A 15762-nucleotide genomic window follows, 5' to 3' on the forward strand; every position below is an offset into this window, starting at 1 on the left:
GGCCTAAGCCAAATTTCACCCCGACGAGGAGCGCGCATGAGCACCGAGACCGACCTGATCGCCGAGATCGAAACGCTGGGCGAAAAACTTGCCCTTGCGCGCGCCAGCATCAACCGCCGCTTTATCGGCCAGAAAAATGTGGTTGACCTGACGCTGACAGCCATGCTGTGCGGCGGGCATGGGTTGCTGATCGGCCTGCCCGGTCTGGGCAAGACGCGGCTGGTGGATACGCTGTCCACTGTCATGGGGCTGAAAGGCAACCGCATCCAGTTCACGCCAGACCTGATGCCCGCAGATATTCTGGGGTCAGAAGTGCTGGACGTGGCCGAAGATGGCCGCCGCGCCTTTCGGTTTATTCAGGGGCCGATTTTCTGCCAGCTTCTGATGGCTGATGAAATCAACCGTGCCAGCCCGCGCACGCAGGCCGCATTGTTGCAGGCCATGCAGGAAGGCGAGGTCACTGTCGCAGGCGACCATCACAAGCTGGAACGCCCCTTTCATGTGCTGGCCACCCAGAACCCGATCGAGCAGGAAGGCACCTACCCCCTGCCCGAAGCGCAGCTTGATCGCTTTCTGGTGCAGATCGACGTTGAATACCCCGACCGCGCCACCGAACGTGACATCCTCATCGCCACCACGGGCGAGGGTGAGGATCGCGCACATGAAGTCTTCACCGCAGCCGAGTTGATGGCCGCGCAACAGCTTTTGCGCCGCATGCCCGTGGGCGAAAAGGTGGTCGAGGCGATTCTCGATCTGGTCCGCGCCTGCCGCCCCGACGAGGCAGAGGCCCATGACGCAGTCAAAGGCGCCGTAAGCTGGGGGCCGGGGCCGCGTGCGGCCCAAGCGCTGATGCTGACCGTGCGCGCCCGCGCGCTGCTGGACGGGCGGCTTGCCCCGTCGGTGGAAGACGTGGCCGCAATGGCGCGCCCTGTCCTAAGCCACCGCATGGCGCTTGGCTTTGCGGCGCGCGCGCGCGGTGAGAACCTTGGCGCAATCATCGACCGTGTGGCAGCATCCGCCACACGGATGGAGGTGGCGGCTTGATCACACCCGCCACCCTGCGCACCAATGCCGAGGCCCTCGCCGCCCCCCTGCCCGCCCTGCTGGCACAGGCCGAGCAACTGGCCGCGTCGGTTCTGCCCGGCGCGCATGGGCGCAGGCGCGCAGGCATGGGTGATGAATTCTGGCAATACCGGCAGGCGACATCCTCGGATGGGGGCGCGCGCATCGACTGGCGGCGCTCTGGCCGCGCCGATGTGCATTTCGTGCGCGAAACCGAATGGCAGGCCGCGCAGGCCGTGACATTATGGGTGGACCGCTCTCAGGCGATGGGCTTTAGCGGCGACAAGGCCCGCTTGCCCAAAGCCGCGCGCGCGAAACTGCTGGCGCTCGCACTCTCGGTCCTGCTGCTGAAAAGTGGCGAACGTGTGGGGCTGTTGCCCGACCTGCCGCCGCGCACAGGGCGCGCGCAGCTGGACCCGCTGGCGCTGGCCCTGTCAGACAATGACATGGCAACCGATTATGGCACGCCGCCCACCGCCCCCCTGCCCGCCTATTCCCAAGCAGTGTTCCTGTCGGATTTCCTTGGCGACCCTACCGCCCTGCAAGAGGCCGTGGGCCGCGCCGCAGATCGCGGCGTCAAAGGTGCGCTGGTGCAAGTGCTTGACCCGGCAGAGGAGGAATTTCCCTATCAGGGCCGCTCGATCTTTGAATCCATGGCAGGTGGGCTGCGCCACGAGACTTTGCGCGCAAGTGATCTGCAAACGCGCTACCGCGCCCGACTGGCCGAGCGTAAGGATATGCTGGCCACTTTGGCCCGCGTCACCGGCTGGCAAGTGCTGACCCATCACACCGACCAGCCCGCCGCTGCTGCGCTGATGTGGCTTTGGCATGAACTCGATGCGGGGCGGGGGCGCTGATGTTCACACTTGGCCCCATCGGTTTTGCAACCCCTGCCCTGCTGCTGGCGCTGGTCGCGCTGCCCGCGTTGTGGTGGCTGCTGCGCGCTGTGCCGCCTGCGCCCGTGATCCGCCGCTTTCCCGGTGTGGCGCTGCTGATCGGGCTGACGGATGAAACCACCGAGACGGACAAAACCCCGTGGTGGCTTTTGTTGCTGCGCGCGGTCGCGGTTGCGGCGCTTATCGTGGGATTTTCCGGCCCTGTGCTGAACCCGCAAGCTGCGCGCGACGGCTCTGGCCCGCTTTTGATTGCGCTGGATGCAAGCTGGGCCAGTGCCGCCGACTGGCAGCGCAGGCAAGCCCGTGTCGAAGACCTGCTGGCAGAGGCGCAGCGCGCCAGCCGCCCCGTGGCCGTTGTCGCGCTGACCGATCTGCCCTCGGGCGAGACACCTTTTCGCGCGGCGGAATTCTGGGCCGAACGTGTGCCCGGCCTTGTGCCTGCCCCCTTCACTGCGCAAAGCGCCCAACTGGCCGACTGGCTGGAAACCTTGCCCGATGCGTTCGACACCTACTGGCTGTCGGACGGGCTGGCGCATGACTACCGCAATGCGCTGACCGCCGCCTTTCAGGCACGCGGCACCCTGACCGCGTTCGAGACATCGCGCGCGCCGCTTGCCCTTGCGCCGCCTGCCTTGCGCGAAGGGGTCATTTACCTGACTGCCCATCGCCCCGCAGGATTGCCCGCGCAAGAGATCGAAATCACCGCCACAGGCCGCGACCCCGCAGGGGTGGAACGGATGCTGGCACGCGGCACCACCAGTTTTGAGGCAGACGCCACAACAGCCACACTGGATTTCACCTTGCAACCAGAGTTACGCAACCGCATCACCCGATTCCAGATCGCGGGCGAACGCAGCGCAGGGGCAGTGGCACTGACCGATGACGCGCTGCAACGGCGCAAGGTGGCGCTACTGGCAGGGCGCGACGGGCGCGAAGGGTTGGACCTGCTCTCGCCCTTCTTCTACCTGCGGCAAGCGCTGGAGCCTGTGGCCGAACTGATCGAAAGCCCCTCGGTTGATGATCTGCTGCTGACCGCGCCTGATGTTCTGATCCTCGTCGATGTGGCGCAGCTGGGCGAATTGGAAACCGCGCAGATTCTGGATTTCGTCAATGATGGTGGGCTTTTGCTGCGCTTTGCAGGCCCGCGCCTTGCCGCCAGCGATGTCGCCCGCACCGATGAAGACCCGCTTTTGCCTGTGCGCCTGCGCATCGGCGGGCGCACTGTCGGCGGCGCCATGAGTTGGGGAGAGCCGCGCCGCTTGCGTGAATTCGGGCAGGACTCGCCCTTTGCGGGGCTGTCCATCCCGCAGGAAGTGACCATCAGCGCGCAGGTTCTGGCGCAACCAGACCCCACCCTTGGCGAACGCACCATCGCCTCGCTCGCCGATGGCACGCCACTGGTCACGCGCAAATTCTCGGGCGATGGGCAGGTGGTGCTGATCCATACAACTGCCAATGCCGAATGGTCCACCCTGCCGATATCGGGCCTGTTTGTGGATATGCTGGAGCGCTTGGCCGTCTCGACCCGCCCTGCCGCCCCCACATCCGAGGCGCTGTTGACCACGCAATGGCAACCCGAACGTGCGCTTGACGGGTTCGGGCAGGTGGTGGATGCCAGCACCCGCCCTGTTGTTGCCGGTGCCACACTGGCCGCAGCGCGCTTTGGCCCAGACCTGCCGCCCGGTGTCTACCGCAGCGCGATTGGCACGCTGGCCCTGAATATCGGGCAAGACGAGATGGACTTGCGCCCCGCGATATGGCCCGCCTCGGTGGTGGTGGAGCGGGACACGATCCGCGAAGAACGCGACCTGACCGCAATTTTCCTGACACTTGGCCTAGGGGCACTTATGATCGACATTCTCGCCGCACTCTGGGTTTCGGGGCGGCTGCGCGGGGCCACGGCAGTGCTGGCGCTTGCTGCATTTGCCCTTCACAGCCCCCCTGCACAGGCCCAAAGTGACGACCGGCTGGCGCTGCAAGCGACCGCAGAGATGGTGCTTGCGCATGTGCTGACGGGCGATGCCCGCGTCGATGATATGGCCAGTGCGGGGCTTCTGGGGCTGGGGCGCACGCTGTTTGCGCGCACCTCGGTCGAGCCGGGCGCGCCCATCGGGGTTGATCTGGAACGCGACGAGCTGACTTTCTTTCCCTTCCTGTACTGGCCCATCACCGAAACCACACCCATCCCGTCGGATGCGGCCTATGCCAAGCTCAACCGCTACTTGCGCGGCGGCGGGATGATCATGTTCGACACGCGCGATGCGGAACTTGCGGGCCTGACCCGCACCACGCCAGAGGCCCGACGCCTGCAAGCCATCGCGCGCCCCCTTGACATCCCCCCGCTAGAGCCGGTGCCCGAAGACCATGTTCTGACCCGCACCTTCTATCTGTTGCAGGAATTTCCGGGCCGCTTCTCTGGCCGCGATGTCTGGGTCGAAGCCGCGCCCCCCGATGCCGAGATCACCGAAGGCATGCCATTCCGCAACCTGAATGACGGGGTAACGCCAGTCATCATCGGGGGGCATGACTGGGCCTCTGCATGGGCTGTGGATGATGCGGGCCGCCCGCTGGTGCGGCTGGGCATGGGCGTCACCGGCGAGCAGCAGCGCGAAATGGCCTATCGCTTCGGCATTAACCTGATTACCCATGTGCTGACCGGCAATTACAAATCCGACCAAGTGCATGTGCCAGCGCTTCTCGAAAGGCTGGGCCAATGACCGGATGGGATGGAATTGTCTTTGCCCCCCGGCTGGACTGGCCGATCCTGTGGGCGCTGATGGGGTTTTCTGCCCTGATGGTGGCCTTGGCGCTGTGGCAGGGCCTGCGCGGCTGGTGGCTGCGCGGTCTGGCCGCAGTGGCGCTGATTGCCGCCCTTGCCAACCCCTCGCTGCAATCCGAAGAACGGGACAGCCTGACCGATATCGCGCTGATTATGGTCGATGACACAGCTTCAAACCGGCTTGGGGTGCGCGGGGAACAGACCGCCGCTGCCCGCGACCATCTGGAAGGGGAACTGGCGCAAATCGGCGGGCTGGAGACACGCATCATCACCCTGCCCGATGGTCCGCGCAACACCGGCACCGAATTGAACACGGCCTTGGCCGAAGCGCTGTCCGACCTGCCGCGCGACCGGCTGGCAGGTGTGTTTGCCATCACCGACGGGCAGGCCCATGACGAGGCGCTGAACCTGTCCATTCCCGCCCCCTTCCACCAGTTGCAAACCGGCGAGGCGCGCGATTGGGACAGGCGGTTGATCATCCGCAACGCCCCTGCCTTTGCCATTCTGGGGGAACCCGTCACCCTTGGCCTGCGGGTCGAGGATCAGGGCGCGGTGCCACAAGGCCAAAGCCGCTTTGCAACCCTGAACTATTCCATCGACGGCGAAGCCCCCAACACTGCCATGGTCCCTGTGGGCGAGGATATGGAAATCACCGTCACGCTGGATCGTGGCGGCATGAACGTGCTGCAATTCGAGCTGGAAGAGGCCGAGGGCGAACTGACCACACGCAACAATTCCGCCATTGTCCAGATCAACGGGGTGCGCGACCGCCTGAGTGTGCTGCTGGTCTCGGGGGAACCCAATGCCGGACAGCGCACATGGCGCAACCTGCTGAAATCCGACCCTGCTGTGGATCTGGTGCATTTCACCATCCTGCGCCCGCCCGATCGCCATGACGGGGTGCCGGTGAATGAACTCTCGCTTATCGCCTTTCCCACGCGGGAATTGTTCGTCGACAAGATCGATGAATTCGATCTGATCATCTTCGACCGCTACCGCCGACGGGGCATTCTGCCCAACAGCTATTTCAGCAATATTGCCCGCTATGTTCAGGAAGGCGGCGCGTTACTGGTTGTGGGCGGGCCGGAACTGGCCAGCGCCGACAGTATCTGGCGCTCGCCCTTGGGCGATGTCTTTCCCGCACGCCCCACCGCGCGCGTGATGGATGAAGGATTCCGCCCCGAGGTGACAGAACTGGGGCGGCGCCATCCGGTCACCTCTGGGCTGGAAGCGCTTGTGCCTGCGCTGGAAGATGGTGGGCCGGGCTGGGGCCGGTGGTTCCGCCAGATCGAGTTGGAAGCCCTGCAAGGCCAGACTGTCATGAGCGGCATTGACGAACGCCCGCTGCTGATGCTGGACCGTGTGGGCGAGGGGCGGCTGGCGCTGCTGGCCTCGGATCAGACATGGCTGTGGGATCGCGGCTTTGAAGGGGGCGGGCCACAACTGGAACTGCTGCGCCGCCTTGCCCATTGGATGATGGGCGAACCCGACCTTGAAGAAGAAACCCTGACGGCCACGGCCGAAGGGCAGCGCGTCACCATCCTGCGCCGCACCCTGCAAGACGCGGTGGGCGCGGTGACGGTTACTGGCCCTGATGGCGAAAGCATAACACTGGACCTGACCGAGGAAGCACCGGGCGATTACCGCGCGGAATTTGACGCCCCAGAGATCGGACTCTACCGCCTTAGCGAAGGGGATCTGGATGCCGTGATCGCCCTTGGCCCGCAAGCCCCTCGCGAATTCGAGGAAACGATCGCCACCGCAGACAAGCTGCGCCCAACGATCACCGCGTCGCGCGGCGGTGTGCAGCGTGTCGAAGATGGCCTGCCCGAATTGCGGCTGGTGCGCGAAGGTCGCGCGGCCTCCGGGCGCGGCTGGCTGGGTCTGACCCCGCGCGAGGCCTATGTCACAACCGAATTGCGCACCGCAGCCCTGCTGCCGGGCTGGGTCTGGCTACTGCTCGCAGCGGGGTTCGCACTGGGCGCATGGCTGCGCGAAGGGCGCGGCGGCTGAAAGTTTGGCGCGCCCATATAAGCCTGCGCACCATCGTTCCGGCCTTGCGCCGGAACCTCGACCCGCGATCACCTTCGCATAGCCCCCACAGGGCCACGCGCGGCGGGTACCGCGCAAGGGTCATGTGACACCCGAGTTGCGCCCTACTGTAGCGTAGGGTCTGGCTGCTGATCGCTGTGGGGGGCGTACCGCGCGGGGGGCGCGGCGGAAAGCGGGGCGCGCCCATATAAGCCTGTGCCCCATCGTTCCGGCCTTGCGCCGGAACCTCTCCTTGCGGTTATCTTCGCAGAGCCACGCGCGGCGGGTACCGCGCAAGGGTCATGTGACGCCCGAGTTGCGCATCACATCCCCGCATTCTGTCGCTTTCATGCTGCAATGCGGCGTTGCGGCAAGGGACGCATCATCCGGCCTGTGCCATCGCTAACCGAAAGGGCGATGCACTCCGCAGGAAAGGCAGTTCCATGGTCAAGGTTTTTTCCGGCGTCTGGCCGCTTATGCTGGGCATCTTGCTGATCATGCTGGGCAATGGCATGCATTTCACACTTATCGGTCTGCGCGGCGGGATCGAGGGGTTTTCTTCCGCCGAACTGGCCATTGTCACCTCGGCCTATTTCCTTGGCTTCTTATCCGGTGCGCGTATCACGCCTGTGATGATCCGCAGCGTCGGCCATGTGCGCGTATTCGCGGCGCTTGGCAGCTTCATGTCCGCAGGGCTGATCGCGTTTCCCCTGCTGACAGAGCCGTGGGCCTGGACAATTCTACGCATCCTGATCGGGTTTTGCATGTCGGGTATTTATGTGGCGGCTGAAAGCTGGCTGAACAATGCCGCCACCAACGAGACGCGCGGCAAGGTGCTGTCAGCCTATATGATTGCGCAGACGCTGGGAATTATCGGGGCGCAGGGCCTGCTGACTTTGGGCGATGCGGCAAATTCGGTGCTGTTCATCGGGGCCTCGATCCTTGTGTCGATCTCTTTCGCGCCAATCCTGTTATCGGCCACACCCGTACCTGCTGCTGAGGTTGCGCGCGCCATGCCTTTGAAAAAGCTGTTCACGGAATCCCCCCTCGGGACTGTTGGAATTTTCCTGCTGGGCAGCATCTACGCCACGCAATCGGGCATGGGCGCGGTGTTTGGCAGCCAGATCGGAATGGCCGCGCCACAGATCGCGCTGTTTGTCGCAATGCTGTTTGCGGGGGCATTGCTGCTGCAATACCCTATCGGCTGGTTGTCTGACAGGATGGACCGCCGCAAGCTGATCTTCGGTGCCTCGATTGTCGGCATGATATTCTGCACGATGGGCTGGGCCACGGCAGGCGGGGTGTGGTTCTTGATGATTTCGGCCTTCTTCGCGGGCGGTGTGACGACGCCGCTTTATGCCCTGTTTCTTGCCTATACCAACGACACGCTTGCGACCGAGGATATGCCAGCGGCTTCGGGGGGGCTGGTGTTCACCTTCGGGCTGGGTGCGATTGCAGGCCCGCTGGTGACAGGTTGGGCTATGCAAGTATTCGGCCCTTTCGCGTTCTGGCTGGTGCTGGGCGCAACCTTTGCCGCCATAGCACTATATGCCCTGTACCGCATGACCCAGCGCGCCGGTGTTCCAGCCACAGAAACGGACAGCTATCTCGGCGTGCTTCCCACTGCCTCGCCCGTCGCTATCGAGGCTGCCGCCACTTGGTCTGCGGAACAGGCAGAGGCAGAACGGGAGGATGACGCTGTCCCATAAAGCTTGCCTGCAGTCTTGAGAAAGGATCGTACCCTCAAACAGCGGGGGGGGCGTATTCCCGCCAAACTCCTGCGCCGCGGGCCTACCCCGTGGCGCAGCTCAGCGAAGACGCAAATCCGCCTGATCGCCCCGCCCCTGATCCGAGATGAAACGCAAGGTGTCGCCATCTTGCAGCACAAGCTGGCAATTATACGGGTCGCCCGACTGGCCAAAAACCAGTGTCCGGCAGAAATACCCCTCGCGCCATTCCCATTCACCGCCCACACGCATGCCAAAGCCGCGTCCGGTGATCTGGCCTTGTGGCAGCACTTGCAGCCGCACTCCGAAGCGCGTCAGCTCCCGCCCTTCCACAAGGGCACGAAAATTGCTTTCCTCATGTACAGGCTGGAAATCCGCAAGCGCGGGTGTCGCACCCAGCAGGGCGGCCAGCACATATCCTGTCATCATCCGCATCATCCACACTCCACCATTTACTTAGACACATACGCAACTCTACCGCGACTGGATTAGTTTCACAGCCCCAACACGTCGAGCATGGAATATTCGCCGGGCGCGGCACTCTGCGCCCAAATCGCGGCCCGAACGGCCCCGCGCGCAAATAACGCCCTGTCGGAGGCGACATGGCGTAGCACGATCCGCTCGCCCTCGCCTGCGAAGATCACATCATGTTCGCCAATATAGTCGCCGCCGCGGATGGCGTGAAACCCGATTGCGCCCTGCGCGCGCGCGCCGGTGATCCCGTCGCGCGCCCTGTCTGCCACCGCGTCCAGCGCCACACCGCGCCCTGCCGCTGCCGCCTCGCCCAGCATCAGCGCGGTGCCAGAGGGGGCATCGACCTTGTGGCGGTGGTGCGCTTCGACAATCTCGATGTCATACTCGGTGCCCAGTGCCGCCGCCACCTGCCGCGTCAGTTTCACCAGCAGATTGACGCCAAGGCTCATATTGCCTGCGCGCACGATCCGCCCGGTTTGGCCTGCCTGCGCGATGGCGGCCAGATCCTCGTCGCTGAACCCTGTCGTGCCGATAACATGCGCGACACCTGCCGCCGCCGCCCTATGTGCCAAAGCGACAGATACCGCAGGCGTGGTGAAATCGATCACCACATCGGATTGCGCCAATGCGCCGTCCACATCGTCGGTGACAACCAGCCCGTGTGCGGCCCCGCCCATCGCCTGCCCCAGATCGCGGCCCAGCCAGTCATGGCCCGCGCGTTCCACCACAGCGGCCAGCGTCGTCTCTGCGCTGTCATCGACCAGACGCACCAACATCTGCCCCATGCGGCCTGACGCCCCCATCACTGCAATCCTGACCATTCCTGCACCCCATCTTCGCAAAGTCACATTTTCGCGCCTGAATACCTACCGGCGCGGAAAATGGCAAAGCCTCGTTGCGCAGGCGCGGGCTTTCACCTAAATGGGGGGAATGGGAACACAACGCTTTGATACACCTCGGGGGCCATCACAACGTCAGCTGCGCGTGGGCGAGCTGATCCGGCGCAGCCTGTCGGACGTGCTGGCGCGCGGGGATGTGCATGATCCGGACCTGTCGCGCTTTGCGATTACTGTCAGCGAGGTGCGCACCTCGACCGACCTGAAAGTGGCGACGGCCTATGTCATGCCCTTGGGCGGCAAGGGCCAGAAAGAAGCGCTGGCCGCGCTTCGGCGCAACAAATCCGAACTGCGCCACCAGATGTCGCGCGAATTGACACTGAAATATGCACCTGATCTGCGCTTCCAACTGGATGAAAGCTTTGACCGGATGGATGAGACACGCCGATTGTTGCAAGATGAACGTGTGCAGCGTGACATCGCAGCCGGGCGCGAGGATGATGAGTCTCAGGCGTAACATCGCGGCCCTTGCGGCCTTTCTTCTTTGCGCGACAAGCGCCGCCGCCGATTGCGCAAATACCGAGTTTCAGGGCCAGAATTTCACATATTGCCGCGCGCAGGCCAGTGATGATCTGCGCCTGTTCCTTTATGCCAACGAAACACAGGTTTACGGCAATTTCCGCACCGTTGACGAGGCTCTGGCCAAAGAAGGCAAGAAGCTGGCTTTCGCCATGAATGGCAGCATGTACCACCCCGACCGCCGCCCCGTCGGGCTGTTTGTGCAACAGGGTCAGGAAATCTCGCGCATTGTCACATCCGAAGGGCCGGGCAATTTCGGGTTGCTGCCCAATGGGGTTTTCTGCATCGAGGCAGACCGCTTTACGCTGATCGAAAGCCGCAGCTTTGCAGCCGCCCCGCCCGAATGCGACTATGCCGCCCAATCGGGGCCGATGCTGGTGATTGACGGGGCCTATCACCCGCGCTTTTTGACTGATTCGGACTCGCGACTGATCCGCAATGGTGTTGGCGTCACCGCAGATGGCAGGCGCGCGGTGTTTGTCATCACCAACACGCCGGTGAATTTCTATGAATTCGCGCGGTTCTTCCGCGAGTATCTGGAACTGCCACAGGCGCTGTATATTGATGGCAATGTCTCGCGGCTGCATGCGCCTGCGCTGCGGCGCTCGGACTGGGGCGGATTGCTGGGGCCAATCGTGGGCAAGGTTGTTGACGCCAGCACACCGACCAACTAGCAGACCGCGACAGAACAATAAGGGAAAGACATGGGACGCAAGCGCAAGGGCCGCGCCATTTCGGGCTGGCTGGTGATCGACAAGCCTGCGGGCATCACCTCGACCGCCGTGGTCAACAAGGTGCGTTGGGCGCTTCAGGCGCAAAAGGCAGGCCATGCCGGCACGCTGGACCCTGCCGCGACGGGTGTTCTGGCTGTCGCATTGGGCGAGGCCACCAAGACCGTGCCCTTCATCACTGATGCGCTGAAATGCTACCGTTTCATGGTGCGGCTGGGGCAGGCCACCACCACCGATGACGCCGAAGGCGCCATCATCGCCACCTCTGAGCAGCGCCCCACCGATGCCGAGATCGACGCCGCCCTTGTCGCCTTTCGCGGCGACATCCAGCAAGTGCCGCCCCAGTTTTCCGCCGTCAAGGTTGACGGCGAGCGCGCCTATGACATTGCCCGCGCGGGCGATGAGATGGAACTTGCCGCCCGCCCGCTTTATGTCGAGCGGCTGGATATCGTGGCCCGCCCTGACGCCGATCATGTCGAGTTGGAAATGGTCTGTGGCAAGGGTGGCTATGTGCGCTCTATCGCGCGCGATCTGGGGGCCGCTTTGGGCTGTCACGGCCATGTTGCATGGCTGCGCCGCACGTGGTCCGGCCCGTTTGACGCAAGCGAAGGGCTAAGTATGGAGCAGGTCGAGGCGATGGCCCACACGCCCGAACTGGACACCCATCTGCGCCCGCTGGAACAGGGCTTGTGCGACCTGCCCGAACTGCCCGCCACGCCCGAAGGCGCGGCCAAGCTGCGCAACGGCAATCCCGGCATGGTTCTGACCTCCTCGGTCGACTATGGGGACGAAGCTTGGGCCAGCTATCAGGGCCGCGCTGTGGCTGTGGGTATCTACAAGGCAGGCGAATTGCACCCAAACCGCGTCTTTGTGGACAGCTGAGCCACGCACTCTCGCGCCGCCACCGCTGTCTGGAAGCTTGCCTTGGTTGGGTTCGTTTCAAGATGATTATCCACCGCCCCTAGACAGCGCGACGCGCGCCCCTTATCTGCACCCTCATGGCTCAGAAATCAGACCCCAATTACAAGATCATCGCCGAAAACCGCCGCGCGCGGTATGATTACGCCATCGAGTATGACCTTGAATGCGGGATCATGCTGCTGGGGTCCGAGGTGAAGTCGCTGCGCGTGGGGCAGGCAAATATTGCCGAAAGCTATGCCATGGTCGAAAATGGCGAATTGTGGTTGGTTAATTCCTATATCGCGCCCTACAAACAGGCCAAAACCTTTGGCCATGACGAACGCCGCCGCCGGAAATTGCTGGCTTCGAACCGCGAGCTTTCGCGGCTCTGGGCAGCAACGGCGAAGGACGGCATGACGCTGGTGCCGCTGGTGATGTATTTCAACCATCGCGGGCTGGTGAAGCTGAAAATCGCAGTGGCCAAGGGCAAGAAACTGGCCGACAAACGCGCGACCGAAGCCAAGCGCGACTGGGACAAGCAAAAGCGCCGGTTGATGAAAGACCACGGCTAACCCTGCCATCAGGCCAGCCGCTTTTACAAAAACAGCCCCAGCGCCCAAGGTGCCAGAAAGGCCGTCAGCATCGCGTTCAGCGCCATGCCGATGCCCGCAAACGCGCCTGCCTGCGGGTTGACCTGAAACGCGCGGGCTGTGCCAATGCCGTGCGCCGCCACCCCCACCGCGAAGCCCCGCGCGCGCCAGTCACGGATGCGCAACGCATTCATCAGCGGCGTGACGACAATCGCCCCGATCATGCCTGTCAGAATAACCAGAACCGCTGTCAATGTGGGCGATCCGCCAAGGCTTTCGCTGATGCCCAGCGCGACAGGGGCTGTGGTGCTTTTGGGCGCAAGGGTCGCCAGCAGCTGCGGGCTAAGGCCAAGCGCGTAGCCGATTGCCAGCGCCGACAGCACCGCTGTCACAGACCCCGCCAGCAATGCCGCACAGACCGGCAGGAACGCACGGCGCACGGCGTGGCGCTGGTGCCATAACGGAATGGCCAGCGCGACCGTCGCAGGCCCAAGGAGAAAATGGACGAACTGCGCCCCCTCGAAATAAGTGGCATAGCTGGTCTGCGTGCCCCAAAGCAGCGCGGCCAGCAGGATCACGGCAACCAGAACAGGGTTCACCAATGGCGCGCGGCCTGCCGCCTGCGCCAGCGCATCGCCAATCAGATAGGCGATCAGCGTCGCACTTAGCCAGATCAGCGGGCTTGCGGCCAGATAGGACCAGATTTCGGCAAATTCACGCATCGCGGTCGCCCTTATCGCCGGTCAGCCGCGCCACCGCGACAAAGGCCCCTGCCCCCACCGCCAGCGCCAGCACGGTTGAAACGACCAGCACCAGCGCAAAGCCCAAGCCATATGCGCCAAGCTGTTGCAAATGCCCCACCACCCCCACACCGGCAGGCACAAACAGCAAAGACAAATGGCGCAATATCCCCTCGCCCGTGGGCGTGACCAGTGCCGCCAACCGCGCAGAGGCCAGCATAAGCGCGAATAAAAGCGCCATGCCCAGAACAGGGCCGGGCGCGGGCCAGCCAAAAAAGCGGGTCAGCGCCTCGCCTGCAAGTTGGCAGGCAAGGATCAGGGTCAGGGCATGGATCATGGGCTTTGGCCTTGTTGCTGGGTCTTACCCCCATAGGCCCAGATTCTGCGCCAAAAGGAAAGAGTTACGCGCTTGACACACAGGCCGCCCCCGCGCAGGAGTAGCGCATGAACACCCATCTGAAAGGGTTATTGATCACCACGCTTGGCGTGCTGTTCGTCGTGCCCGATTCGCTTTTTATCCGGCTGATCGAAGCCGATGCGCTGGCCATCGCCTTTTGGCGCGGGCTGGTCGCGGGTGGTCTGGTTTTTGTGTTCGTGCTGCTGCGCGAAGGGGTGGGCGCGTTTGCGCAGGTGTTGCGCGCGGGGCGGCCCACATTGGGCTATATCCTGTTCTTTGGCATATCTGCACCCGGTTTCGTGCTGGCCGTCACCATGACCAGCGTGGCGAATGTGGTCTTCATTCTGGCGGCAATGCCTGTCTTTGCCGCAATATTCAGCCGGATCTGGCTGCGAGAGCCGATCTCGGCGCGCATGATCTGGACAATGCTGGGGGTGTTTGCGGGCCTTGGCGTGATCTTATGGGGCTCGCATGAACGCGCAGGGGCCACATGGCAGGGCGATCTGGTGGCGCTGGGGGTTTCGGCCTCTTTTGCGGCGGCGCTGACATCGGTGCGGGGGCTGCGCACAAGGTCCATGCTGCCCGCCGTGCCCTTGGCGCTGATCGGGGCGGCGCTGCTGATCTGGCCCTTTACCGATGTCATGGCCCCTGTGGCGGCACAATGGCCCCTGTTGCTGGGACATGGCCTGTTCATCGCTTTCGCGGCAGGGCTGATGGTGCTGGGGCCGCGCTATCTCAGTTCGGCAGAAGTGTCGCTGCTGATCTTGCTGGAATCCGCCCTCGCCCCGTTGCTGGTGTGGTTTGCGATTGGCGAAGACCCCGGCCCATGGGCGCTGGTGGGCGGGGCCATGGTTATCAGCGTGCTGCTGGTGTCCAATCTCGTGATGCTGGCGCAGGTCCGGCGCAAACGGGCCTTGGGCGCGGTGTAAGCTGCCTCAGCGCCGCCGCAAACGGATCACCACATCGACACGCGCGATCTCCGCCCCTTCGGGCGGGTTGGGCAGGCGCGAAAACGCCACTTCGCCCGAAGGCGCATCGGTCAGTTCCTGCGTATCTTCCCAGAAATAATGCGGGTGATCTTCAACACAGGTATCGAAATAGGACCGCGTTGCATCGACTGTGATCTCGTTCATCAGCCCTGCATCGCAAAATGCCTTGAGCGTGTTGTAGACCGTCGCCAGCGAGACCGACTCGCCGCTGGACTTGGCCGCAAGGAACAACCCTTCGGCTGTCACATGCCGATCGCGGCCATCGCCCACCAGCAAGGCGGCCAGCGACATGCGCTGTCGGGTCGGGCGCACCTTCGCATGGGTCAACCATGTGGTGCCTGTTGTCAGCGCCTTGTCGGTCAGTGAAGCGAAATCTTGATCCATCATGTATCTATATAAAGGGTGATCGCGGTAAATTTCAAATGAAAATCAGGTGCAGGTGGTCACTCGGCACAAGTGGGCGGGGTTGTCAGCGCTTGGAGCAGAGTGATACAGGAAGAAAACCCTTGCAGGAGTATGACATGTCCGCTTTTCCAAGTTCCTTTGACAAAGAGGGCCTGCTGGCCTGCGCGCGTGGCGAATTGTTCGGCCCGGGCAATGCGCAACTGCCCGCACCGCCCATGCTGATGATGGACCGCATCACCGAGATTTCCGGCGATGGCGGCGCGCATGGCAAGGGCCATGTCGTGGCGGAATTCGATATTCACCCTGATCTGTGGTTCTTTGAGTGCCATTTTCCCGGCAATCCGATCATGCCCGGCTGTCTGGGGCTGGACGGGCTGTGGCAGTTGACGGGCTTCAACCTTGGTTGGCGCGGCTGGCAGGGGCGCGGCTATGCGCTGGGTGTGGGCGAGGTGAAACTGACCGGAATGGTGCGCCCCGACCGCAAAATGCTGACCTATAAGATCGATTTCACCAAAGCCATCCAGACCCGTCGTCTGACAATGGGCGTGGCAGATGGCATTGTCGAGGCCGATGGCGATGTGATCTATCAGGTCAAGGATATGAAAGTCGCCCTGTCCGAGGCGTAA

16 protein-coding genes are annotated in these 15762 nt (G+C 63.5%); 11 read left to right on the forward strand and 5 right to left on the reverse strand.

Annotation, left to right across the window (positions count from 1 at the left end):
- Positions 1-36: 36 nt before the first annotated feature.
- From BG455_RS13490 to BG455_RS13510, 5 genes are all read left to right on the forward strand, one after another.
- Complete coding sequence (locus BG455_RS13490; RefSeq protein WP_071470498.1) at positions 37-1044, forward strand: AAA family ATPase; 1008 nt, start codon at positions 37-39, stop codon at positions 1042-1044.
- Positions 1041-1919 (forward strand): DUF58 domain-containing protein, encoded by an 879-nt coding sequence (locus BG455_RS13495; RefSeq protein WP_071470499.1) that lies wholly within the window; start codon positions 1041-1043, stop codon positions 1917-1919. Before BG455_RS13490 ends, BG455_RS13495 begins: the two co-directional genes overlap by 4 nt.
- Positions 1919-4675 (forward strand): DUF4159 domain-containing protein, encoded by a 2757-nt coding sequence (locus BG455_RS13500; protein ID WP_071470500.1) that lies wholly within the window; start codon positions 1919-1921, stop codon positions 4673-4675. Before BG455_RS13495 ends, BG455_RS13500 begins: the two co-directional genes overlap by 1 nt.
- Positions 4672-6750: a hypothetical protein gene (locus BG455_RS13505; RefSeq protein WP_071470501.1), complete on the forward strand. Its 2079-nt coding sequence runs from the start codon at positions 4672-4674 to the stop codon at positions 6748-6750. The genes BG455_RS13500 and BG455_RS13505 overlap by 4 nt, the downstream gene beginning before the upstream one ends.
- Before the next feature lie 461 nt (positions 6751-7211).
- Complete coding sequence (locus tag BG455_RS13510; protein WP_071470502.1) at positions 7212-8477, forward strand: MFS transporter; 1266 nt, start codon at positions 7212-7214, stop codon at positions 8475-8477.
- A 99-nt stretch (positions 8478-8576) separates the two neighbouring features.
- Here BG455_RS13510 and BG455_RS13515 read toward each other — a convergent pair whose 3' ends face one another.
- Both BG455_RS13515 and dapB read right to left on the reverse strand, forming a co-directional pair.
- Positions 8577-8930: a dihydrodipicolinate reductase gene (locus BG455_RS13515; RefSeq protein WP_245735553.1), complete on the reverse strand. Its 354-nt coding sequence runs from the start codon at positions 8928-8930 to the stop codon at positions 8577-8579.
- A 59-nt stretch (positions 8931-8989) separates the two neighbouring features.
- Positions 8990-9790, reverse strand: coding sequence for a 4-hydroxy-tetrahydrodipicolinate reductase (gene dapB, locus BG455_RS13520; protein ID WP_071470504.1), 801 nt, complete (start codon positions 9788-9790; stop codon positions 8990-8992).
- 100 nt (positions 9791-9890) lie between these two features.
- Here dapB and rbfA point away from each other — a divergent pair, with 100 nt between their 5' ends.
- The 4 genes from rbfA (at position 9891) to smpB (ending at position 12587) form a co-directional block, all read left to right on the forward strand.
- The gene (gene rbfA / locus BG455_RS13525) at positions 9891-10322 is read left to right on the forward strand and encodes a 30S ribosome-binding factor RbfA (RefSeq protein ID WP_071470505.1); all 432 of its coding nucleotides are present in this window, start codon (positions 9891-9893) and stop codon (positions 10320-10322) included.
- The gene (locus BG455_RS13530; protein WP_071470506.1) at positions 10306-11058 is read left to right on the forward strand and encodes a phosphodiester glycosidase family protein; all 753 of its coding nucleotides are present in this window, start codon (positions 10306-10308) and stop codon (positions 11056-11058) included. Before rbfA ends, BG455_RS13530 begins: the two co-directional genes overlap by 17 nt.
- Positions 11059-11088: 30 nt before the next feature.
- Positions 11089-11997 carry a tRNA pseudouridine(55) synthase TruB gene (gene truB / locus BG455_RS13535; RefSeq protein ID WP_071470507.1) on the forward strand — a complete coding sequence of 303 codons (909 nt, stop codon included), beginning with the start codon at positions 11089-11091 and terminating at the stop codon, positions 11995-11997.
- 116 nt (positions 11998-12113) lie between these two features.
- Positions 12114-12587: an SsrA-binding protein SmpB gene (gene smpB, locus BG455_RS13540; RefSeq protein ID WP_071470508.1), complete on the forward strand. Its 474-nt coding sequence runs from the start codon at positions 12114-12116 to the stop codon at positions 12585-12587.
- A 23-nt stretch (positions 12588-12610) separates the two neighbouring features.
- Here the strand turns inward: smpB and BG455_RS13545 are convergent, their stop codons facing one another.
- Both BG455_RS13545 and BG455_RS13550 read right to left on the reverse strand, forming a co-directional pair.
- Complete coding sequence (locus tag BG455_RS13545; RefSeq protein ID WP_071470509.1) at positions 12611-13327, reverse strand: LrgB family protein; 717 nt, start codon at positions 13325-13327, stop codon at positions 12611-12613.
- A complete protein-coding gene (locus BG455_RS13550) occupies positions 13320-13682 on the reverse strand; it encodes a CidA/LrgA family protein (RefSeq protein WP_071470510.1) in 363 nt (120 codons plus the stop codon). The genes BG455_RS13545 and BG455_RS13550 overlap by 8 nt, the downstream gene beginning before the upstream one ends.
- A 107-nt stretch (positions 13683-13789) precedes the next feature.
- Between BG455_RS13550 and BG455_RS13555 the strand changes: the two genes are divergently transcribed.
- Complete coding sequence (locus tag BG455_RS13555; RefSeq protein WP_071470511.1) at positions 13790-14671, forward strand: DMT family transporter; 882 nt, start codon at positions 13790-13792, stop codon at positions 14669-14671.
- A gap of 6 nt (positions 14672-14677) precedes the next feature.
- On the opposite strand, the gene irr is transcribed toward BG455_RS13555, so the two are convergent.
- Positions 14678-15115, reverse strand: a complete 438-nt coding sequence (irr, locus tag BG455_RS13560; RefSeq protein WP_071470617.1) for a Fur family transcriptional regulator Irr — start codon at positions 15113-15115, stop codon at positions 14678-14680.
- Positions 15116-15252: 137 nt separating this feature from the next.
- Here irr and fabA point away from each other — a divergent pair, with 137 nt between their 5' ends.
- On the forward strand, positions 15253-15762 hold the full coding sequence (gene fabA / locus BG455_RS13565) for a bifunctional 3-hydroxydecanoyl-ACP dehydratase/trans-2-decenoyl-ACP isomerase (RefSeq protein ID WP_071470512.1): 510 nt from the start codon (positions 15253-15255) through the stop codon (positions 15760-15762).

It is taken from the genome of Roseinatronobacter thiooxidans (assembly GCF_001870675.1).
Classification (GTDB): Bacteria; Pseudomonadota; Alphaproteobacteria; order Rhodobacterales; family Rhodobacteraceae; genus Roseinatronobacter; species Roseinatronobacter thiooxidans.